Source organism: Pseudomonas sp. GM78, assembly GCF_000282475.1.
Taxonomy (GTDB): Bacteria; Pseudomonadota; Gammaproteobacteria; order Pseudomonadales; family Pseudomonadaceae; genus Aquipseudomonas.
This window is the reverse complement of sequence record NZ_AKJF01000056.1, coordinates 23,082-47,986: the sequence shown is the minus strand read 5'-3', so window position 1 is coordinate 47,986 and position 24,905 is coordinate 23,082. Positions and strand designations below refer to the sequence as shown.

4 protein-coding genes are annotated in these 24,905 nt (G+C 64.4%); all 4 read right to left on the bottom strand.

The genetic code is table 11. The features are described from left to right. Positions 1–70: 70 nt before the first annotated feature. Positions 71–394, bottom strand: coding sequence for a DUF6124 family protein (locus PMI35_RS25875; protein ID WP_008056184.1), 324 nt, complete (start codon positions 392–394; stop codon positions 71–73). Positions 395–935: 541 nt separating this feature from the next. After that, positions 936–1,892 carry an alpha/beta hydrolase gene (locus PMI35_RS25880; RefSeq protein ID WP_008056180.1) on the bottom strand — a complete coding sequence of 319 codons (957 nt, stop codon included), beginning with the start codon at positions 1,890–1,892 and terminating at the stop codon, positions 936–938. Between the two features lie 125 nt (positions 1,893–2,017). Then, entirely contained in the window at positions 2,018–13,771 is an 11,754-nt protein-coding gene (locus tag PMI35_RS25885) for a non-ribosomal peptide synthase/polyketide synthase (protein ID WP_008056179.1), read from the bottom strand. Further along, the gene (locus PMI35_RS25890; RefSeq protein ID WP_008056178.1) at positions 13,771–24,750 is read right to left on the bottom strand and encodes a non-ribosomal peptide synthetase; all 10,980 of its coding nucleotides are present in this window, start codon (positions 24,748–24,750) and stop codon (positions 13,771–13,773) included. Before PMI35_RS25890 ends, PMI35_RS25885 begins: the two co-directional genes overlap by 1 nt. Positions 24,751–24,905 lie beyond the last annotated feature (155 nt).

Genomic DNA, 24,905 nt, shown 5'->3' with positions numbered 1-24,905 from the left:
ATTCCGAGTTCACCTCGGTCAACTGTGGGAGCGAGCCTGCTCGCGATGGCGACAGTCGCCCCAACATTGATTATTCAGGCGGATCGATCCGATCCAGTGCACGATTCACCGCCAACTCCCCCAACATGATCACCTGGGCAATCCCCAACAACGAATTACGACCAGTCCCTTCCATATGATCCGCCAGATCCAACGCCATGACATTGGCCGAAGCCAGCGACTCACAGGCGTGGGCCAACAGGGTTTCGACATCGAGTTCAGGGTTGACGATGAACATGCTGCAGAGCTTGCGTGGGGTGGCGTTGATGTCGGCGGCTGAGGGGATGCGGTCGTCGGAATTTTCTGACGAGGATGTCGGATCGGGGTCAGGCGGATTCGGTGTGACCTTGAACATGGGTGTTTTCTCCAGAAAGGGCCACGACCATCTCGCTACTACACGAAAGGGTGGTAGCTGTGCGCAAGTTAGTAGACCGGTAAAGTCACCCAAAACCCGGCGCGCCCGAAGGCGCCATGCGCACAGCCACCATCAAGTGCAGGCATATGCCTGACTGAATGACACCTGTACAACCGAGGATAACTAGCCGGGCTACTAAACCCGATCACTGACAATCAGTGACCCGATCCAAGTTACCGAGCGACCCCAAGGCGCACAAGCCGGCGGATTCTGGTGTACCTGTAGGCCGTTACGCAAGGTGATGTAGTTTTCGCGAAGTAACGATGACGGCCGTTAAACAGCACTTTGAACAGAGGCCGCCTTCGCGGGCAAGCCTCGCTCCTACAGGGGATCTTCGGTGTGCACAAAACCCGAGTTCACCTCGGTCAACTGTGGGAGCGAGCCTGCTCGCGAAGGCGATAGTCGCCCCACCAAAAAACCCAGCACCGGGCACAAAAAAGCCGCCATCCCCCACTCAGAAATGGCGGCCTTTTACTTCAAATCAAACCTTTGAACGCACCCACCCCGCCACTTGCGCGTGAATCCCCTCCACCTCACCCAACAACCCGGCCATGCGCAAAAAATCATGGGTCATACCCGGCTGCTCCAGCAACGTCACCTCATTCCCCGCCGCCCGCAAACGCTCGGCATAGGCCAACCCTTCATCATGCAACGGGTCATAACCGGCCAGGTACACCAGCGCCGGGGCCACACCCGACAAATCCTCGGCCAGCAACGGCGAGCAGCGCCAGTCGGCCAGGTCCGCAGGCGTACGTGCGTAGTGGGCGTAGAACCAGTCCAGGGTCGGAGTTTCCAGCAGGTAGCCCTCGGCGAAATCCCGGTGCGAAGCACGGTGGGTGGTGGCGTCGGTGACGGGGTACACCAGCAGTTGGGCCTTGGGTTGCAACGCCAGTTCCGCTGGCTCGCGGACGGCGATGATCGACAACACCGTGGCCAGTGTCGCGCCGACGCTGTCACCGGCCAGTGCCACCCGCGTGGCGTCCAGGCCACGGGCCGCGCCTTCGCGGGCCAGCCAGTTGCCGGCGTCGCAGGCGTCCTGCACCGGGGTCGGGAAACGCCATTCGGGGGCCAGGCGATAATCCACGGTCAACAGGGCAAAACCGCCCTGGGCGGCCAGGCGTCGACACAGTGCATCGTGGGAGTCGAGGCTACCGACCACGTAGCCACCGCCGTGGAAATACAGGATTACCGGTTGCAGGTCGTCGGCTGTTTGGCCGTCGCAATACAGGCGCGCCGCCAGGCTGTGGCCGTCGCGGGCGGTGATGGTGAAGTTGTCGCAGGCGATGTGGTCCAGCGGCACATCGAGGAACCCGGAGGATGCTTCGAAGTCGATCCGCGCCTGTTGCGGGGTCTGTTCGTGCATCGGGCGACTCTTGCCGGTGAGGCGGCCGAACTCGGCGAGTTCGAGGAAAGCTTCAAGTTCTGGCAGTAGGGCCATGGGGGGATCCCTTGGAAAAAGATGAAATCGGAAATGAAATGTGGCCCTGTAGGAGCATGGCTTGCCCGCGATGGCGATCTCAGGTGCGCCATCGCGGGCAAGCCATGCTCCTACAGGTAAAGCGGTTATGCGATAGCCGGGCTGTGCTCCAACAGTTGTTCAAGTTCATCGAGCAATTGATCGCCACGCAGCAACTCGTAGTGCCCGCCCGCCAACAGACGGTCCACTCCGCGATGCCCCACCTGGGCCTCGAATACCCGGCGTTCGTCGTCGCGCCCGGCCACCCACCAGCGATGGCTGGCAACCTGTACCTTCGGCAATTGCCGCTGGGCCAGGGCCAGTTGTTTGAGCGACGAGCCGGTGGCGAAGATCTGCGTCAGTTCGCTGGCGCCCAACGCTGCGTGGTCATTAGCGCCGTGCATGGCCGCCTCGATCACCGTGGCAGCGCCTTCGCGCTCGTTCAGGCCTGCGGCTTTCGAGGTAATCAATGCCTGTGCTTCTTCAGACGGTTGACCGAGGACAAACTTCAGGAAATCCGCCAAATCTTCGCGCCAGTCCCCCGCTTCGGCGGTACCCGCCACATAACTGTCGACCAGCCCGGCAAACGCCACCGTCTGCCCATGGCTTTCCAGTTCATGGGCGACCAGTTGCGTCAACGCGCCACCCAGCGACCAGCCGAGCAAGTAATACGGGCCTTCCGGTTGTTGCGTGCGAATTCGCTGCGCGTAAGCCTGGGCCATGGCCAGCAACGACTGATCCTGCCACTGCGGGTCGAGCAGCATGCGGCATTGCAGTCCGTACACCGTGCGCCGCCCTTCCAGGCGACGGGCCAGGGGCTCGTAGTCGAACACCGTGCCGAAACCGGCGTGCAGGCAGAACAGCGCCGGCACGTTCGCCACCCGACCATTCAAGGCCAGCAACGGGTCCGGCGCACTCGAAGTCTCGGCAGCCTGATAGCCGCTGAGTTCGGCGATGCAGGGTTTCTGCATCAGGTCGCGCAGTTTCAATTCGAAGCCCAGTTGCGGCTGGCTGCGCACCCGCGAGATGACTTTGAGCACCTGCAACGAGTCGCCGCCGAGCTCAAAGAAGTTGTCGTCGATGCCCACTTGCGGCACACCCAACACCTCTTGCCAGATGGTCGCCAGCGCGCTTTCCAGGGCGTTGCGCGGCGCGCGGTAACCGCCAAGCGCCCATTCCGGCACCGGCAGTGCGCGACGGTCGAGCTTGCCGTTGGCCGACAGCGGGAAACGCTCCAGCACGAGGATCCGCGCCGGCACCATGTAGTCCGGCATCTGCGCTTGCAGGTCGGCCTTCAAGCGTCGATCCAGCCCGGCGGCAGCGGCGGCCACCACATAACCGACCAGCTGTTTGCCGGTGGGCGTGTCGTGCACCACCACGGCGGCATCCTGCACCCCGGCGCAGTCACGCAGGCGGGCTTCGATCTCGCCCAGTTCGATACGGAAACCGCGGATCTTCACCTGCTGGTCGAGCCGGCCAAGGTAGTCGATCAACCCGCACTCTCGCTGGCGCACCAGGTCGCCGGTGCGGTACATACGGCCACCGGCCGCGAACGGATCGGCAATGAAACGCTCGGCGCTCATGCCTGGCCGCTGGTGGTAACCACGGGCCAGGCATTCGCCGCCCAGGTACAACTCGCCGCTGACACCGACCGGCAACGGATTGAGATCGGCGTCGAGGATGTACAGGCCACGGCCCGCCACACCACGGCCAATCGGCGCATAGGCCGCCTCGCAGGTTTCGCTGGCCTCGGCACGCCACAGCAACGGCGTGACCACGGTTTCGGTCGGCCCATAGCCGTTGACCAGGCGCTGCGGGCGCAAGGCGCGCTTGACCTGCTCGAAGCTGGCGTCCGGCACCGCATCACCGCCAAAGCAGTACACCTCGACCGCCGGCGGATTGCCCAGGCGCTCGGCCACTTCGGCCATCTGTTGCAGGTACGCCGGCGGGAAGCAGGCGACGGTGACGCTGTGACGGTGCAGCACCTCCAGGGTCTGTTCCGGGGTCCACAGATTGTCTTCGCGAATCACCAGGCTGCCACCGGCCAGCAGCACGCTCAGCCAGCGTTCCTGGGCACCGTCGAAGGCGAACGACATGAAGTGCAGTTCGCGGCTGCGAGGCGCCAGTTCGTAGAGGTCGATGATACCGCGACAATGCCGGGCAATCGGTCCACGTTCCACCGCCACGCCTTTGGGCTGGCCGGTGGAGCCGGAGGTGTAGATCAGGTACGCAAGATGCCCCGGTAGCGGATGGGAAATCGGGCAATCGGTATTGTCGGCAACGGCAAGTTGATCAAGCAGCAAGCGTGGCGGGCCGTCAGCCAGCGGCAGGCGTTCGCCCAGGTCGCTGTCGCAAAGCAACAGGCTGGCGGCGGAATCACTGAGCATGTAGGCCAGTCGTTCAGCCGGGTACGCCAGATCCAGCGGCAGGTACGCCGCACCTGCTTTAAGTACCGCGAGGAACGCAACGATGGTGCGCTCGGAACGCGGCAATGCCACCGCCACCAGGCTTTCCGCACCGATACTGCGAGCGATCAGTTGCTGCGCCAAACCATTGGCTTGGGTCTCAAGCTGTGCATAACTGACCTCCCGATCCTCACAGAACAAGGCAATTTTCTGCGGTTGTGTGCGCACATGGTGGTTAAAGCTGTGCAGCACATCAGCTTGATCGGTGGACACTTGCGGCAAGGTCAAACGCGCCTCAGGCAAACCAATGTTACCCAGCAGACAATCCGCATCCTCCGGCAAGGCACGGAGCAAACCTTCCATCTGTGCGCGAATGCGCTGCACTTCCTGTTCGCTGAAGCGATCACGCAGGTACAGGTACTCGACTTCCAGCCCCTGCTCGTTGGCGCTGACCATCAAGTCCATCGGGAAGTTGGTGACGCCGCCGCTGCCGACTTCGGCGAAGCGCAACTCACCTTCCTCGCCCCCTTTCAAGGCGCGGTCCACCGGATGGTTTTCAAACACGATGATGCTGTCGAACAGGCCCTGCCCCCCCTGCCCGGCCCAGCGCTGCACGTCGGACAATGGCGTGTGTTCGTAGTCGCGTACGGCCAGGTTGTAGTCCTGCAAGTCGCGCAACCACTCGCCCAGCGGCTGTTGCGGGTCGAGGGTCTGGATCACCGGCAAGGTGTTGATGAACAGGCCGAGCATGTCCTGGGCACCGGCCAGCCCCGTCGGCCGCCCCGCCACCGTGGCCCCGAACGCCACGCTGCGCTGGCCGCTGTGACGTTGCAGCAGCAACAGCCAGGCGCCTTGGACCAGGGTGTTGAGGGTGACGCGCTGGCGCTTGGCGAAGCTGTGCAACTTGCGCGTCGCCTCGGCGTCGAGGTCGCTGTACATCACGCCGTGGCCGGAGCCTTCTGCGCCCGATGCCGTGGCCAGGATGGTCGGTGCCTCGAGCGACGCCAGGCGCTCACGCCAGAAGCTTTCTGCCTGCGCCTCGTCCTGGCGTTGCAGCCAGGCGATGTAGTCGGCGTAACGCCCGGTCAGCGCCGGCAGGCTGTCGTGGTGATACAGGCGCAGCATCTCGCCCAGCAGGCGCGAAGCACTCCAGCCATCGAGCAGCAGGTGGTGGTAGATCCAGATCATCTGGTACCGCTCTTCACCCAGGCGTACCAGAATGAAGCGCATCAGCGGCGGGCAGCTCAGGTCGAAACCCTTGGCCTGCTCAGCGGCCGCCAGTTCGCTCAGCGCTTGCTCGGTGTCCGTGCGCTCGCGCCAGTCGAACTCTTCAATCGGCAACTCGACGCTGGCGAACACCGCTTGCAGCGGATCGGCCAGGCCGTCACGCCAACGGAACGCCGCGCGCAGCACCTCATGACGCTCGATCAACGCCTGCCACGCCGCGCGGAATCGCGGCACCTGCAAGCCGTCCACCGCCACGCTCAATTGGTTGACGTAGGGGTTGAGCTGCGGTGATTCGAGGCAATGGAACAGCATGCCCTGCTGCATCGGCGACAGCGGATACAGGTCTTGCAGACCTTCGCGGGCAGACACGTCGATAAATGGCACCAGCGCAAATGCCTCGACCTTCGGCGCTTCGACCAGCGCGGCTTCACGGCTGCCGGCCACGGCTGCGAGGGCGCGAATGGTCTGCTGCTCGAACAGTTGCTTGGGACTGAACACCAGCCCGCGCAGCCCGGCACGGCTCACCGCTTGCAGCGAGATGATCGAGTCACCGCCCAGTTCGAAGAAGTTTTCGGTGACGCCCACCGATTCCAGACCGAGCAAGTCCTGCCAGATTTCCACCAACAGCGCTTCGGCAGGCGACGCGGCGGCCACCTGATCGTGACTCTGCCGTGTTGCTTCAGGCGCTGGCAAACCCTGGCGATCGAGCTTGCCATTCGGCGTCAGCGGCAACGCGGCCAGGCACATCAAATGCGCCGGCAGCATGTGCGCCGGCAAGCGGCTGCGCAGGTGCGACGTCAATGCGTCACGCAGATCCTGCTCGTCAGCCAGCGGATCGCGCGGCACCACGTAGCCCACCAGTTGACGGCTCACCGGACTTTCGCGATCAATCACAAAGGCTTCACGCACGCCTTCATGTTCGAGCAGGCAGGCTTCTATTTCGCCGAGTTCGATACGGAAGCCGCGAATCTTCACTTGCTGGTCGATACGGCCCAGGTATTCGACGACGCCATCGGCACGGAACCGCGCCAGGTCGCCACTGCGGTACAGACGCGCCCCCGGCACGAACGGATCGGGCACGAAGCGTTCGGCAGTCAGGTCCGGGCGTTGGTGATAACCACGGGCAACGCCCTCGCCGCCCAGGTACAACTCACCCGCCACGCCGACCGGCAACGGCTGCAAGCCGCCGTCGAGGATGTAGGCGCTGCGGTTGCCCACCGGGCGGCCGATCGGCATGAAGGCCGAATCAAATTCGGTATCCGGATAGGCCAGCCAGATCAGCGGCGTGATCACCGTTTCGGTCGGGCCATAGCCGTTGATCAAGCGCTTGGGTTGCAGGACTTGCTGAACCTCGTCGAACGCATGCTTGGCCATGCCCTCACCGCACGGGGTGTAGGAGCGGATCGGCAGGTCACGCCCGGCTTCGCCCATGAAATCGGCGATCTGCCCCAGGTAGGTCGGGGTGAAGCAGGCGATGGTGATGCCGTGCTTTTCGATCTCGGCGCAGGTGCGCTCCACGCTCCACAACTCGTCGTCGCGGGGCATCACTGCCGAACCGAACACCAGCGGCGTCAGCCAGCGCTCATGGGCGCCGTCGAAGCTGATCGAGGCAAATTGCAGTTCGCGGTCGTCCGGAGTCATGCCGTACAACTCGCCGATCTTCACGCAGTGCATGGCCAGCGGGCCGTGGGCCACGCTGACGCCTTTGGGCCGGCCGGTGGAGCCCGAGGTATAGATGAGGTAGGCGAGGTTCTCACCGCAAGTGAGGTTGACCGGGTTGCTCTCAGCCATGGCCTCCAGCGGTTCGCTGTCGATTTCCAGCACCGGCAAGCCTTCGGGAAGCGGCAGTTTTTCCCGCAACCAGGATTGGCTGATCAGCAGCGAAATCCCGCTGTCTTCCATCAGGTAGCGCAGGCGATCCGCCGGGTAGGCCGGGTCCAGCGGCACGTAGGCGCCGCCGGCCTTGAGGATCGCCAGCAGGCCGATGATCATTTCTGGCGAACGCTGCATGGCCAGGCCGACCCGCACTTCCGGGCCGATGCCCAAGGCGCGCAGGCGATGGGCCAATTGGTTGGCGCGGCGATTGAGCTGGTCGAAGCTCAGTTCCAGGTCGTTGAAGATCAGCGCCGTGGCATCTGGACGAATCTCGGCCTGGGCCTCGATCAGTTGATGCACGCACAGCGGGTTTTCTTCTGCGCTGAACGGCGGGTTCCACTCCAGCAATTGCTGGGTGCGTTCCGCGGTGGTCAGCAGGTCCAGCTCACTCAAGGCCGCCTGTGGCGCGGCGACCATTGCCGCCAGTAGCGCGGCCAGGTGCTCGCTCATGCGTGCAATCGCTTCGCGGCTGAAGTGGCTGCACTGGTAGCTCCAGTGGATGCTGAGCTGGTTTTCGGCTGTGGCCGCCAGGGTCAGCGGGAAATTGGTGCGCTCGTGGTTCTGTGGGATGGAGAAGCTCAAGCCAGCCGGTGCGCCCTGCTGCAAGGCTTCGGCGACCGGGAAGTTTTCAAACACCAGCAGGCTGTCGAACAGCGGCTCGCCGGCGCGTCCGGCCCAACGCTGAATGTCGCCCAGTGCGGTGAATTCGTGCTCGCGCAGTTCCAGGTTCTGCGCCTGTAAACGCGTCAGCCATTGCTCGACACTTTCCACCGCGTCCGGACTGCTGATCACCGGCAAGGTGTTGATGAACAGGCCGAGCTGGCTTTCGGCCCCCGGCAAATCCACCGGGCGCCCCGCCACCGTGGCGCCAAACGCCACACTGCGTTGGCCGCTGTAGCGTTGCAGCAACAGTGCCCACGCACCTTGCACCAGGGTGTTGAGCGTCACTTTCTGCTGCCGGGAAAAGTCGCTGAAGCGCTGGCTGGTGGCGACGTCGAAGGTCTGGCGGTGATCGGCAAATACCGCGTCCGCCCGGTTGTTGAAACCCATGGTCTCGGCCAGCAGCGTCGGGTTGTCGAGGCTCGCCAGTTGCTCGCGCCAGAACAGCTCGTCAGCCTCGGCATCCTGGCGTTGCAGCCAGCCGATGTAGTCGGCGAATCGCCCGGTGGGTGCGGGTACATCCTGCCCGGCATAACGCTGCAGGACTTCACTGAGCAGCAGCGAGTTGCTCCAGCCATCGAGCAGCAGGTGATGGTGGGTGTAGATCAGTTGCTGGCGCTCGTCGTCCAGGCGCACCAGGGCCAGGCGCATCAGCGGGGCGCGGGTCGGATCGAGTTGCAGGCGTTCGCTGTCGATCAGTTGCGCCAGCGCATCGGCCTGATTCTCGCGGCCACGCCAGTCGAGGCAGGTCATCGGCAATGGCAGATGACGATGCACCAGTTGCACCGGTGCCTCGAAACCTTCGGGGAAGTGGAAGCTGCTGCGCAGGATCGCGTGGCTGTCGAGCACGGCTTGCCAGGCACGGCCCAAACGATCGGCATCGAGGCCACGAGCTTCGACGCTGAGCTGGTTCACGTAGGCGCCAGACTCGGATTCGTAGAGGCTGTGGAACAACAGACCCGCCTGCATCGGCGACAGCGGGTAGACATCCTCGATCTGCGCCGGCGGCACCGGCAGACCATCGAGTTGCGCCTGGCTCAAACGCGCCAGCGGGAAGTCCGCCGGGGTCACGCCGCCCGCGCCGTCGCTCAGGCAATGGTCGATCAGCGCCAACAGTTCAGCGCGGAAATCGTTCGCCAGGGCTTCGATCTCGCGCAGCTCGAAGCATTCGCGGCTGAAAGTCCAGTCGAGTTTCAGTTCACCGCCATAGACCTGGCCGTCCACCGACAGCCAGTTCGGCAACGGCGCATCCGCCGACTGCGCGGCGCCGCTGGATTCGCGTGCGGGCGTGAACAGCGCGTCCTCGGCAAAGCTCTGGTCGAACTGGCCGAGGTAGTTGAAGGTCACCCGTGCTTGCGGCAACGCGGCCACCGCCGCTTGCGCTGCTGCATCGCCCATGTAGCGCAACAGGCCGTAGCCCAGGCCTTTGCCGGGGATGTCCCGCAGTTGCTGCTTGATCGCCTTGATCGAGCCACCAAGGTCGGCCGTCGGCGTCAGGCGCACCGGGAACAGGCTGGAGAACCAGCCGACCGTGCGGGTCAGGTCGATGTCGTCGAACAGCTCTTCGCGGCCGTGGCCTTCGAGCTGGATCAGTGCTGATTGGCTGTCGGTCCAACGGCTGAGGGTACGCGCCAGTGCGGTCAGCAGCAGGTCGTTGACCTGGGTGCGGTAGATCGCCGGGGCCTGCTGCAGCAGTTGGCGGGTTTGTTCGCGGTCCAGACCGATGCTGACGCCCTGGCGCAAATGACCGGCCTGATTCGCTTGTGCATTGGCCGCCGGCAACGAATCGCTGGCACCGTGCAGATGACTCTGCCACCAGCTCAACTCATTCATGGCCGTTTCGGACTTGGCATAAGCATCGAGCTTGTCCGCCCAGGCCTGGAAGGCACTGGTCTTGGGCGGCAGGTCCTGGCCTTGATACGCGGCCTGCAAATCTTCCAGCAGCACGCGCCAGGACACTCCATCCACCGCCAGGTGGTGGATGACCAACAGCAAACGTTGCGAACCATCGGCCTGGGCGATCAGCGCCACGCGCAGCAGCGGCCCGTCCTGCAGGCTGAGGCTGCGCTGGGCTTCATCGCACACCGATTCCAGCGACGCATCACTGGCCACGCGGGCGGTCCAGAGCATGTCGATGACATCGGCACTGTCGGCACCGACATAACGCGCCGACCATTGGCCGTCGACCTGGCTGAAACGCAAGCGCAGGGCATCGTGTTGCTTGAGCACGCGTTGCAGGGCGCCTTGCAGGCGCGGCAGTTCGAGGGTTTCGCGCGGCGTCAGCAACACCGCCTGGTTCCAGTGGGCACGCTGTGGAATCGGTTCTTCGAAGAACCAGCGCTGGATCGGCGTGAGTGTTTGCACACCGTCGACCGGCCCTTGCTGCGCCAGCGGTGCGGCTTGTTCTTTCACCACCGCGGCCAGCGCTTGCAGGGTCTGCTGCTGGAACAGGTCGCGCGGTTGCAGGCTCAGGCCGGCACGGCGGGCGCGGCTGACCACCTGGATCGAAATGATCGAGTCACCGCCCAGTTCAAAGAAGTTGTCCTGACGGCCGACCTGCTCCAGGCCCAGCACGTCCTGCCAGATCTGCGCCAGCACGCGCTCGTGTTCGCTGCGCGGTGCTTCGAACGCGCGCTGGCTGACCTGCGCGGTCGGTGCCGGCAGGCGCTTGCGCTCGAGTTTGCCGTTGGGGCTCAGGGGCATCTGTTCAATCAGCACGGTCTGCGCCGGCACCATGTAGTCCGGCAGGCTGCCGAGCAGATGGCTTTTCAGGGTTTCGCGCCAGGCGCCTTGCTGCTGCGCATCGGCGCCGACCAAGCCGCGATCCTGCGGCACGATGTACGCCACCAGCTGCTTGCCGATCGGGCTGTCGAGGGCCAGCACCACGGCTTCCTGCACGCCGGCATGTTCTTGCAGGCGCGCTTCGATTTCCCCCAGCTCGATACGCAAGCCGCGAATCTTCACTTGATGGTCGATGCGTCCGCAATAGTCGATGGCACCGTCGGCGCGGTAGCGCGCCAGGTCACCGGTGCGGTACAGGCGCTCGCCGCTGCCGAACGGGTCGACCACAAAACGCTCGGCGGTCAACGCGCCACGGCGGTGATAACCCCGGGCCAGGCCGATACCGCCCAGGTACAGTTCGCCCACCGCGCCCAGCGGCAAGGGCTGCAGTTCGCTGTCGAGGATCAAGGTGCGCAGGTTGGCGATCGGCCGGCCGATCGGCACGCTGTCGCGGCCCTCTTCCACACAGGTCCAGTGGGTGACGTCGATGGCCGCTTCGGTCGGGCCATACAGGTTGTACAGATGGACTTGCGGCAGGCTGCGCAGGGTCTGGCGTTGCAGCTCCATGGGCAATGCTTCGCCGCTGCAGATGATGCGGGTCAGCGAGGTGCAGGCCAGCGCCTCGTCGGCAGCGATGAAGGCCGAAAGCATCGACGGCACGAAGTGCAGCGTGGTGATCGCCTGCTCGACGATCAGTGCGGCAAGGCGCTGCGGATCGCGATGTTCACCCGGGGCGGCGATGACCAGCGTGGCGCCTTTGATCAACGGCCAGAAAAACTCCCACACCGACACGTCAAAACTGAACGGCGTCTTTTGCAGCACGCGGTCGCTCGGCAGAAGGTTGTAGGCCTGCTGCATCCACTCAAGGCGGTTATGCAAGGCGACATGACGGTTGCCCGCGCCTTTGGGTTTTCCGGTGGAGCCGGAGGTGTAGATCATGTAGGCGAGGTTTTCGCCGACAGCCAGGTTGGGCAGATCCTCGCCTAGCAGGTCGCTCAGCCACTCGGCGTGCGCTTGCAGGCACAGGGTGCGCACGCTGTCCGGCGTCGGCAGTTGCGCCAGCAGGTGCTCCTGGGTCAACAGCAGGGAAATGCCGCTGTCCTCGATCATGTAGCTCAGGCGATCGAGCGGGTATTCCGGGTCCAGCGGCACGTAGGCACCGCCGGCCTTGAGGATCGCCAGCAGGCCGACGACCATTTCCAGCGAACGCTCGCAGGCGATCCCCACGATCACTTCCGGTCCGACACCCTGGGCGCGCAAGTGGTGGGCCAGGCGATTGGCGCGCAGGTTGAGCTCGGCGTAGCTCAGGGACTGGCCCTGGAACACCAGCGCCGTCGCCTGGGGACTTTCCATCACCCGCGCTTCGAAATGCCGCTGTACGCAGACGTCGCCCGGATAGGCTTGAGCGGTGTCGTTGAGGTCGTCGAGAATGCGCAGGTGCTCGTCAGCATCCAGCAATGGCAATTCGGCCAGCGGGGCTTGCGGGTTCGCCAGCACCCCGGCCAGCAGGTTGCGCCAATGCCGGGCCAGGTGCTCGATGCGTTCGGCGTCGAACAGGTCGGTGGCGTAGGTCAGGCTGGCGAACAGCTTGTCGCCCTCTTCCTGGGTGTCCAGTTGCAGGTCGAACTGGGTGGTGTGCGCCGTGGCGTTCAGTGCCTGGACACGAAGGCCGGCCAGCAAGCCGCTGACCGCTGCGGGTTTGGCCTGCTGGTGGTTGAACATCACCTGGAACAACGGGCTGTGACTCAGGCTGCGCTCGCCTTGCAGCGCCTGCACCAGGCGCTCGAACGGCAAGTCCTGATAATCCTGGGCATCCAGCGCAAAGGCGCGGGTCTGGTCGAGCAACTGGGTGAACGGCAGCCGGCCATCGAGTTCGGCGCGCATCACCTGGGTGTTGACGAAAAAGCCGATCAGGCCACGGGTTTCCGCACGGTTACGGTTGCCGATGGGCACGCCGATGCGCAGGTCGGACTGGCCGCTGTAGCGATAGAGCAGCGCCTGGAAACTCGCCAGCAACAGCATGAACGGCGTGACGCCGCGCTGTTTGGCCAGGCTCATCAGGCCGCGGGCCAATGTTGAGTCGAGGGCGAAATCCAGGCGCGCGCCCTGCTGGCTCGGTTGTGCAGGGCGTGGGCGGTCGGTAGGCAATTCCAGCAACGGTTGTTCGCTGCCGAGCTTTTCCCGCCACCAATTGAGTTGACGGTCCAGCTCCCCCGCTTCCATCCAGCGACGCTGCCAGGCGGCATAGTCCGAATACTGGATCGGCAGCGTTTCAAGCTCAGCGCTCTGGCCTTGGCAATAGGCTGCGTAGAGCCTTGAAAATTCCTCGACCAGTACCCCCATCGACCAGCCATCGGTGACGATGTGGTGCAGGGTCAGCACCAGCACATGATCATCAACGTCCAGCTGCAACAGGCTGACGCGCAACAGCGGGCCGTGCTGCAGGTCGAACGGCCGGGCAATCTCCGCTTCGACTGTTTTCATCGCCGATTCAAGGCGCAGCGCCTCGGGTTCGGCACGCAGATCGTGCTGTTCGATGGGCAGCGTGTTGAAGCTCGCCAGGGCTTGCATCACCTGGCCGTCGTCCTCGACAAAGCGGCTGCGCAGGCTCTGATGGCGCTCCAGCAGCACGTCGAAACTCTGTTGCAGCGCCGCAAGGTTCAGCGGCCCCTGCAGACGCAGGGCCGCGGGAATGTTGTAGGCCGAACCCTGTGGGTCGAGCTGCCAGAGGAACCATTGGCGCTGCTGCGCATAGGACAGCTCGAAGGTCGCTTGTGGTTCGGCGGCGGGCGGGATCGGCAGTTGGCCGAAGCTCACGCCCTGCTCCTGCATTTTGGTCAGGAACTCGCGGCGTTTTTCGGCAGGCAAGCCGGCGAAACGGGTGGCGATACGCTGGGCAGTGCTGTGTTCCATCAGTTGAACTCCATCTCGTCCAGAAGCGACTCAAGCGCATCCAGGCGTGCATCGTTGTCAGTCGGGGCGTGTTGCCCGGCGTTGGCGGCATAAGCCTGAAGGTCGTTGCTTTCGAACAGTGCGCGCAGCGGCAGCTCGATGCCCAGTTCCAGTTCCACGCGGGCATTGGCCTGGGCGGCGAGCAGCGAATGCCCGCCCAATTCAAAGAAGTTGTCGCGCCGGCCGATCCGGGCCACGCCCAGCACCTCGGCCCAGATCGCGGCCAGTTGCTGTTCAAGCTCGCCTTCGGGGGCCTCGAACGGACGCTGCCAGTCTTGGGCGTCCGGCAGCGGCAAGGCCTTGCGGTCGAGCTTGCCGTTGCTGGTCAGCGGCAATGCATCGAGCAGCAGCCAGTGGCTGGGCACCATGTAGTCCGGCAGGTCGACTTTCAGCGCGGCGCGCAGGGTGTCGCGCCAGGCGATCGGATCGTTCGGCAGGTGTTCGCCGACAACGTAGGCGCACAGCTGCGGACCGCCGTCATCGACATGCACGCTGATCACCGCCTGACGCACGCCCGGTTGCGCCAGCACGGCCGCTTCGATCTCGCCCAGTTCAATGCGGAACCCGCGGATCTTCACTTGCTGGTCGATCCGCCCCAGGTAGTCGATGCTGCCGTCGGCCCGCTGGCGCGCCAGGTCGCCGCTGCGATACAGGCGCTGCGAGGCGTCGAACGGGCTCGGCACGAAACGCTCGGCGGTCAGGCCGAAACGCCCGTGATAACCCCGCGCCAGGCCGGCACCGGCGATGTACAGCTCGCCCGCCACGCCCACCGGCACCGGTTGCAACTGGCTGTCGAGCAAGTACCAGCGCAGGTCGCGGATCGGCAGGCCGATCGGGCTCTGGGCCTTGCCGTCGAGGTCGGCCAGGCGGATCGCGCGGTAGGTCACGTGCACCGTGGTCTCGGTGATGCCGTACATGTTCACCAGGGTCGGTTGCCGGTCGCCGAAGCGTTCGAACCACGGGCGTAGGCTGGCCACTTCCAGCGCCTCGCCACCGAAGATCACCTGGCGCAACGCCAGGCTGCGCGGGCTGGCGCAGGCGATCGGCAACAGCTGGCGGAACGCGGTCGGGGTCTGGTTCAACACCGTCACCCCTTCATCGCAGAGCAAGCGGTGGAACTCCTGCGGCTCGCGACTGATGTAATACGGCACGATTACCAGGCGCCCCCCGGTGCACAGCGAACCGAACAGCTCCCACACCGAGAAATCGAAGGCGTAGGAGTGGAACAGGGTCCAGACATCGTCGGCGCCGAAATTGAATTCGCCCGCGGTGGCCGTGAGTAAGCGCCCGACGTTGCCATGGCTGAGCAAGGCGCCCTTGGGGCGGCCGGTGGAACCGGAGGTGTAGATCACGTAGGCGAGGTTGTCCGGGGTCGCCAATGGCGCCAGGTTATCGGTGCTGTAGCGGTCCAGCTGCAACGCCGCCAGGTCCAGGACCTGCACACCTTCGCGGGACGGCAACCCGTCAATCAGGTGAGCCTGGGTCAACAACAAGCCAATGCCGCTGTCATCGATCATGTAGCTCAGGCGCTCGGCCGGGTATTGCGGGTCCAGCGGCACGTAAGCGCCACCGGCCTTGAGAATCGCCAGCAAGCCCACTACCAGCGGCATCGCCCGCTCGGTGGCGATACCTACGCGCACTTCTGGGCCGACACCCTGCTCGCGCAGTTTGTGCGCCAGGCGGTTGGCCTGGGCGTTGAGCGCAGCGTAGCTCAGCTGCTCGCCTTCGCAGGTCAGTGCGATGGCGTCCGGCCGTTGCGCGGCTTGAGCTTCGAATAGCTGATGCAAGGTTGGCGATTGCGCTTGTGCCTCGAAGGCCGGATTCCAGTGCTGGATCAACCCGTCGTATTGCGGCGCTTGCAGCAACGGCAATTCACCCACGCGCTGCTGTGGGTTTTCGACCACTGCGCGCAACAGGTTCAACCACTGTTCGGCGAAGCGCTGCATCGAGGCCGCGTCGTACAGATCGGTGGCGTAGCTCAGGCTGGCGTCCAGTTCATCGCCCTGCTCCTGAGTGTCGAGCAGCAGATCGAATTGCGCGGTGTGTTGCTGCCAATGCAGGCGCTCGACCTGCAAATCGACCACTGCGCGCTCGACACTGGCACCCAGTTTTTGTTGATGGTTGTAGAGCACTTGGAACAACGGGCTGTGATTGAGGCTGCGATCCGGTTGCAGGGCATCCACCAGTTGCTCGAACGGCAAATCCTGATGCGCCTGCGCGGCCAATGCCGTTTGCTTGACCTGTTGCAGCAGCGCGCTGAACGGCTGCTGCCCGTCGATCTCGGCGCGCAGCACCTGGGTGTTGATGAAGAAGCCGATCAGGCCTTCGGTTTCCAGACGCGAACGGCCGGCACTCGGCACGCCGACGCTGATGCCCGACTGCCCGCTCTGGCGGTGCAGCAGGGTCTGGAAACTCGCCAGCAATAGCATGAACAACGTCACTTGCTGCTCCTGCGCACGCTTACGCAAACCGGCCAGCAGCTGGCGATCGACGTTCAACGTCAGGCTGGCGCCATGCTCGCTACGGCGGGCCGGGCAGGTCAGTTCGCTCGGCAACTCCAGCGGCGCCTGGCTGCCCGCCAGTTGCTCGCGCCACCACGCCAGTTGCCGCGCGCCCTCGCCGGCTTCCAGCCAGTCGCGTTGCCAACGGGCGTAGTCGCTGTAAGCCACCGGCAGTGCCGACAGGTTGGCTGCACGCCCGTCAACGGCAGCCTGATACAGCGCGCTGAACTCATCGACCATCACCTGCATCGACCAGCCATCGGCGGCGATGTGGTGCACGGTGAGTACCAGCACATGGTCTTCGGCGCTGACTTGAAGCAGCAAACAGCGCCACAGCGGGCCGTTGCGCAGATCGAAAGGTTGGGCGATTTCTGCGGCCACCGCACTGTTGATCGCCGACTCATCGATGGGTTGTTCGTTGAACTGCAATGGCAGCTCGACATGCACCACCGGGCGCGCCTGCTGACCATCCTGTTCGAAGGTGGTGCGCAAGGTTTCGTGGCGCAGCTGCAACTGGGCGAAGGTTTTGCGCAGGGCGTCGCGGTTCAGCGGGCCTTTGAGGCGCAGCGCCGCCGGGATGTTGTAGGCCGCGCTGTGCGGGTCCAGTTGCCAGAGAATCCACTGGCGTTGCTGGGCGTAGGACAGCAGGCGTGGCTGATCGTCTGCTGCGCGTTGCAGCGGCGGTTGGCCGCTGAGGCTCGCTTGCGCAGCGCGCTCGGCGAACTCCGCCAGATTCGCCGCCGAGAACAGGCTGCTCACCGACAGCTCAAGTTGCAGGTGCTGACGTACACGGGAGATCACTTGCAGCACCAGCAACGAGTGGCCGCCCAGCTCGAAGAAGTTGTCGTCACGACCGACTTTCTCGACCTGCAGCACTTCTTGCCAGATCTGCGCGAGTTGCATTTCCAGACCTTCGGCAGGCGCTACAAAGGCACGTTGAGCATCGCCCGCTTCAACCCGTGGCAAGGCCTTGCGGTCGAGCTTGCCGTTGTTATTGAGCGGCAACCTGTCGAGCAGGACCATGTGGTTGGGCACCATGTAGTCCGGCAACGATCGCTGCAGGATGGCTTTGAGCCCTGCCAGGTATTCAGCCTGCGCAACCACCGCGCCGCTGGCGACGACGTAGGCCACCAACTGTGTGCCGTCCTGGGCGATGACGGCGGCTTCGCGCACCTCGTCCCGGGCCTGCAGGCAGGCTTCGATCTCGCCCATCTCGATGCGGAAACCGCGAATCTTCACTTGGTGGTCGATACGCCCGACGTACTCCAGATCGCCGTTACCGTTGTAGCGCGCCAGATCGCCGCTGCGGTACAGCCGTGCGCCCGGTTCGCGGGCAAACGGGTCCGGCAGGAAACGTTCGGCGGTCAGCGCCGGACGGTCGAAATAGCTTTGCGCCAGGCAGGCCGGCGCGCCGATGCACAACTCGCCGACGCCGTCGGCCGGCAGTAGCTGACCGGCAGCGTCCAGCACGTACAGCGCACGGCCGGGAATGGCGCGGCCGATTGGAATGCCGAAGGCATCGCTGGCATCGGCCAATTGGCATTCATGCACGCTGGACACCACGGTCGCCTCGGTCGGGCCGTAGGTGTTGAGCAGGCGCACGTGGCTCAAGCCGGACTGATGCCACAGGCGCAGGCCTTCCACCGACATGGCTTCACCGCCGACGTGAACCTGGCGCAAATCGCCGAGGTTTTGCACCACGCCGCTGGCGCATTCGCGGGCCAGCAGGAACCAGTAGGCGGCCGGCAAGTCGGCCACCGTCACGCCCTGCCCGACGATTTCTGCAGCCAGTCGGCCGGCGTCCCACAGGTCGTCGCCGCGCATGATCAAGGTTGCGCCGACGCACAATGCCGGGAAGCATTGTTCGACGAAGCCGTCGAAGCTGAAGGTGGCGAATTGCAGGACGCGATCGGTGGGTAACAGTTTTGAGTAGTCGGCGGCGGTCTGGCAGAACTCGCGCAGGGCGGCGTGGGTAATGGCGACGCCTTTGGGTTGGCCAGTGGAGCCGGAGGTGTAGATGATGTAGGCGAGATCTTCAACGGTTGGGAGGCCGCTATCGCGAGCAAGCTTTGCTCCTACAGGGGTTGTGGTGTCTTCGAGGGTTAGGCGTCTTACGTTAGGTACGTCTTCGAGGAGGCCGGATTCGTGGAGCAGCACGTCGAGGCGGCTGTCTTCGATCATGTAGGCCAGGCGTTCGGTTGGGTATTTTGGATCGAGGGGTACGTAGGCCGCGCCGCTTTTCAGGACCGCCAGCAGGCTGACGATCAGTTGCGGGCCGCGGCGTACGGCCAGGCCGACGCGCTTGCCGGGGCCGGCGCCATTGTCGATCAGGCGCTGGGCCAGGTCGTTGGCTTGTGCATTGAGTTGGCCGTAGCTCAGGGTGTGGCCGTCTACCTGCAATGCCAGTGCGTCGGGAGTGGCGGCGGCTTGCGCGGCGATCTGTTCGTGGGCCAGAAGCGTTGTGGATAACTCAACCGCAGGCGGCTGGCTGATCGCGAGCACCGCGTGCTTTCCATCGACGTCCAACAGCTCAAGCGAGCCCAACGCCGCCTCCGGCGATGCCACCAATTGCGTCAGCAGGTGCTGCAAATTAGCTGACAACTGTGCGACCTGAGCCGCGCTGAAACGCGCCGCGTCATAACTGAACTCCAGACCCAGGCCTTCGCCCAATTCGATGCCCAGGGTCAGCGGATAGTGGGTGCGCTCGTGGTTGTGCAGGTTGCCGAACGTCAATCCGGCCGGTGCGCCCTGCTTCAGCGCTTCGGCCACCGGGAAGTTTTCGAACACCAACAGGCTGTCGAACAACGCAGAACCCTGCTGCCCCGCCCAACCCTGGATGTCGTACAGCGGCACATGCTCGAATTCGCGCATGGCCAGGTTCAGGCCTTGCAATTCGCCCAGCCACTGGCTGACGGTCTGGTCCGGTTTCATCGCGCACACCTGCGGCAGGGTGTTGATGAACAGGCCCAGCTGTTGTTCGATCCCCGGCAACGGCGCCGAACGCCCGGCCACGGTGGCGCCGAACACCACGCAATCCTGGCCGGTGTAGCGTTGCAGCAACAGGCTCCACGCCGCTTGCAACAGGGTGTTGAGGGTGACTTTCTGTTGACGGGCGAACTCGGCCAGACGCTGGGTGGCGCGGTTGTCGAGGCTGACGCGATGCTCTTCGCTACCCGTCGCGCCTACCGGTGGACGCAAGGCTTCGGCCAGCAAGGTCGGTGCTTGCAGCGGTGCCAATGCGGCTTTCCAGAACTTTTCACCAGCCGGCACCGATTGCTGCTGCAACCAACCCAGGTAGTCGCGGTATTGACCCGTTGGCGCTGGCAGCGGCTGGCCGGCGGCGTAGTGCTGGATCACTTCGGCCAACAACTGCGCGTTGCTCCAGCCGTCCATCAAGATGTGGTGGCTGGTGTAGATCAGGTGCCAGGCGTCAGCGCCGGTACGCACCAGTTTCAGGCGAAACAACGGTGCCATGCCCAGCTCGAAACCTTGCGCGCGCTCGGCGTCGGCCAGTGCATCGGTGTCAGTCGCTTCAAGCACTTCGAGTGGCAACGCGACCTGACGGGCAATCGCCTGATGTGCGGTATCGAGGCCTTGCCAGTGGAAGCTGCTGCGCAGGATGTCATGACGCTCGACCGCGGCTTGCCAGGAACGGGTAAAGCGCTCGGAGTCCAACCCGCCGATGTCCAGGCGCAACTGGCTGATATAGGCGCCGACCTGCGGTTCGTACAGGGTGTGGAACAGCATGCCCTGCTGCATCGGCGACAGTGGGTACAGGTCTTCGAGATTGGCGACGGCGAGCGGCAGCCCGTCCAGTTGTGCCTGATCGATGCGCGCCAGCGGGAAGTCCGATGGCGTGGCTTGCGGTGCTTCCAGGGCGCAGCAATGTTCGATCAGTGCGATCAGTTCCTGGGCGTAATCGTCAGCCAGGTGCTGGACGGTCGCGGTGTCGAACATCTCACGGCTGAAGCCCCAGCTCAGGGACAACTCCCCGCCGTAGACCTGGCCTTCCACCACCAGCCAGTTGCCCAGCGGGGCCGACGGGTTCTGCGCGATGCCGTTGCCTTCGGTGGACGGGGTGAATAAGGCACCCTCGTCGAACTGACGGTCGAACTGCCCCAGGTAGTTGAAGGTGATGCGCGGTTGCGGCAACGCCGCCAGTTCGGCGCGGGTCTGTACGCTGCCGAGGTAGCGCAGCGCGCCGTAGCCCAGCCCCTTGTCCGGGACGCTGCGCAGTTGTTCCTTGATGGTTTTGATCGAGGCGCCGAGATCGGCAGTTGGTTTGAGGTTGACCGGGAACAGGCTGGTGAACCAACCCACGGTGCGCGTCAGGTCGACGTCATCGAACAGGTCTTCGCGGCCATGGCCTTCGAGCTGGATCAGCGTGCTGCCCTGCCCGCTCCAGCGGCCAACGGCGCGTGCCAGTGCGGTCAGCAGCAGGTCGTTGACCTGGGTGCGGTAGGCCGCTGGGGCCTGTTGCAGCAGCTGGCGGGTTTGCTCGGTATCGAGCTTGATTTCGAGTTTGTGTTCGAAGCGGTTTTCCAGTGCGCCGTGCGGGCGTTCGCACGGCAGGTCGACTGGCGCATCCTGCAGTTGGGCCTGCCAGTGGCCGAGGCTGAGTTCGAAGGCTGGAAGGTGATCCTGCAAACGCGCGACCCAGCGCTGGTAGCTGCTGGTTTTTGCCGGTGCCGCAGCGCCGTTGTAGAACTGCTGGAGATCTTCCAGCAGCACGCGCCAGGACACACCGTCCACCGCCAGATGGTGAACCACCAGCAGCAAACGCTGGCTGCCGTCAGCCATCGACACCAGCAGTGCGCGCAGCAACGGGCCGTTGTGCAGGTCGAGACTGCGCTGGGCTTCATCGCACAAGGCGTTCAGCGCTTCGACCGATTGCGCCTGGCGCTGCCACAGCACCGAGTCGGTGGTCGGCGCGGCATAGGTCTGCTGCCAGCCGCTATCTGTCGGTTGATAACGCAGGCGCAGGCTGTCGTGATGGGTCAGAAATTGTTCCAGGGCACGCTCCAGTGCTTCGACGTTCAACGCCTCGCGCGGTACCAGCAACAGCGACTGGTTCCAGTGCTGACGCGCAGGGATAGCCTGCTCGAAGAACCACTGTTGCACCGGCGCCAGCGCTACCGCGCCGCTGGCCGGGCCTTGGTCGATCAGCTGTTGCTCGCCACTGCGCGCCGCCTGGGCCAGGCTGCGGACGGTCTGATGCTGGAACAGGTCCTTGGGGCTGAGCACGATCCCGGCCTGCCGGGCGCGGCTGACCACTTGCATCGAGACGATGGAGTCGCCGCCCAGTTCGAAGAAATTGTCTTCCAGGCCGACGTTGTCGATGGCCAATACGTCTTGCCAGATCGTCGCGAGGGACTTTTCCAGCGCACTGCGTGGCGCCACGTGTTCGCGTTGTTGCTGGCTGCCATCCACCGCCGGCAACGCCTTGCGGTCGAGTTTGCCGTTGGGGGTCAGCGGCAGTTGCTCGAGGAACAGCAGGAACGCCGGGACCATGTAGTCCGGCAGGTGCTGACGCAAGGCCGCTTTCAGGGATTCACGCAGGGTCGCTTGCGCATCGAGGTCGACCAGCAACGCCGGATCGCTCGGCACGATGTAGGCCACCAGGTGCTGACCGTTGATGCCGTCCTGGGCCAGCACCGCCAGTTCGCGCACCGCGTCCTGTTGCAACAGCCGCGCTTCGATTTCACCCAGCTCGATGCGCAAGCCACGGACCTTGACCTGATGGTCGATGCGGCCAACGTACTGCAGGGTGCCGTCGGCCTGATAACGAGTCAGGTCACCGGTGCGGTACAGGCGTTCGCCGGTGCTGGAAAACGGGTTGGGTACGTACTTTTCCGCAGTCAGGCCTGGCCGTGCCAGGTAACCACGGGTGATGCCCGCGCCACTGAGGTACAGCTCGGCGGATACGCCTTGTGGCACCGGTTGCAGGTCGGCGTCCAGCAGATAGCTGGCGGTGTGCTTGAGCGGGCGGCCGATATTGGCGCGGCCACCGGCCTCGCGGCGGGTCCAGGTGGAATAGGTGGTGTCTTCCGAAGGGCCGTACAGATCGTAGACGTGCTCGACGGTCGGCTGCTGGTACAGCGCGTCCACCAGGCTTTGTTTCAACGGCTCACCGGCCAGGTTGATGATGCGCACGCTCGGCGGGATGTGCCCGTCGCGCTGCAGCGCGTTGATCGCCGAGGGCACGGTGTTGATCAAGCGCACCTGATCCCGGGCCGGCAGCTGCGACAACTCCAGGGCGTTGCGGGCAATGATCAGCGATCCGCCGTTGGCCAGGGTGACGAACAGTTCCCACACCGACAGGTCGAAGCACACCGACGTTGAAGCCAGCACGCCCTGGATGTCGTCGCGACTGTACACCGCCTGCGACCAGTCGATCAGCGCCAGCACGTTGCGATGGGCAATCGCCACACCCTTGGGCTTGCCGGTGGAACCGGAGGTGTAGATGACGTAGGCCAGGTTGTCCGGCGTGACGCCGGTGACCGGGGCGCTGATGGGGTAAGCCGCCAACGCGAGGCTGTCCATCAGCAACACTTGGGTATCGCTCGCCACGCTCAGGGTCCTGGCCACTTCCGCTTCGGTCAGCAGCACGAGCGCGCGGCTGTCTTCGAGCATGTAGGCCACGCGTTCGGCGGGGTAATCCGGGTCCAGCGGCACGTAGGCGCCACCGGCCTTGAGCACTGCCAGCAAGGCCACCAGCAGTTGCTCGGAACGCTGGATGGCCACGCCCACCCGCACTTCCGGGCCGACGCCGAGTTCGATCAGCTTGTGCGCCAGGCGATTGGCTTGGTGGTCGAGTTCGCCATAAGTCAGCTGGCGAGTGGCGAAGGTCACGGCAAGCGCATCCGGGGTCGCGGCGACTTGCTGGCTGATCAGTTCATGAATGCACAGGTCTTGGGCGAAGCCGTCGTCGGCGCGGTTCCAGTCATGGACGATGAGTTGGTATTCGGCTTGTTCCAGCAGCGGCAGATCGCTGATGCGCTGCTGGGTATCGCTGACCATGCCCTGTAAAAGGTGCGTCCAATGTTGCGCCATGCGCGCGATGGTCGCGGCGTCGAACAGGTCGTTGGCGTAGGTCAGCGCGGCGTGCAGCTTGCCGCCTTTTTCGTAGGTGTCCAGGGTCAGGTCGAACTGGGTGGTGCGCCCTTGCCACTCGATCGTGCCCAGCGCCAGGCCGGACGCCGTGGTCACCGTGGAGATGTCCGCGACCTGCGGCTGGTGGTTGTACATCACCTGGAACAGCGGCGTGTGGCTGAGGCTGCGCTCCAGTTTCAGCGCTTCGACCAGGCGCTCGAACGGCAGGTCCTGGTGAGCCTGGGCGCCAAGTGCGGTTTCCTTGATGCGGCGCAGCAGGTCGTCGACCCGGGTCTGGCCGTCCAGTTGCGTACGCAGCACCTGGGTGTTGACGAAGAAGCCGATCAGGCCTTCGATCTCGGCGCGGTTGCGGTTGGCGATCGGTACGCCGACGCGGATGTCGGTCTGCCCGGTGTAGCGGTGCAGCAGCACGTTGAAGGCGCCGAGCAGCAGCATGAACAAGGTGATGTTGTGTTTCTGCGCGGTGGCCCGCAGTTGCTCGGCCAGCTGGCCGTCGACGGCGAACTCGTAGCGGGTGCCGCGATAGCTCGGCATCGCCGGGCGCGGGTGATCGATGGGCAGCTCCAGCACCGGGTGTTCGTCGCCCAGTTGCGCCTGCCAGTAGTCGAGCTGACGCGCCTGCTCGCCCGCCTCCAGCCAGCGGCGTTGCCACAGGGCGTAGTCGCTGTACTGGATCGGCAAGGCTGCCAGTTGCGGTTGCGCGCCGGCATCGAAGGCGTCGTAGCAGCGGATGAATTCGTCGATCAGCACGTTCATCGACCAGCCGTCGGACACGATGTGGTGCAGGGTCAGCAGCAGGACGTGTTCCTGTTCGGCGAGCTTGAGCAAGGTCACGCGCAGCAACGGGCCAGTGCCCAGATCGAATGGCAGCACCGATTGGCGCTCGGCGGCTTCGGCCACGGCCTGCTCGCGCTCGGTGGCCGGTAAGGCGCTGAAATCGACTTGTTCGATTAGCAGCGGCGCTGTGGCCGGCACTTGCAGCAAGCTGTCGTCGGCCTGTGCGGCGAACACCGTGCGCAAGGTTTCGTGGCGCGCCACCAGGCTGGCGAATGCCTGTTCCAGCGCCGGCAGATTCAGGTTACCGGTCAGGCGCACCGCACCCGGCAAGTTATAGGCGCCGCTTTGCGGGTCCAGCTGCCAGAGAAACCACATGCGTTGCTGTGCGTACGACAGCGCCTGGCGATCCTCGGCCTCCACCCCCGCAGGAATCGGAAACCGGGCGAAATCCACGCCCTCCTTGTGCAAGGCCGCAAGGAACATCTGGCGCTTTTCCAGGGGCAACCCGATAAACCGGCGAGCAAGTTTCAAGGAGTCTTCAGCATTCATTTCTGGGTATCCGGATCAGTGGCGGGAAGCACAAAGGCACGTCGTCCCTATAAAACGAATGCAGACCGGAAAAATTAGCGAATGAGAATAAGTATCAGAAGGAAAGCGAGCGAAGTCTGGAAGGTTGTTGAAAATCATTGTGAGAGTGAGCCTGC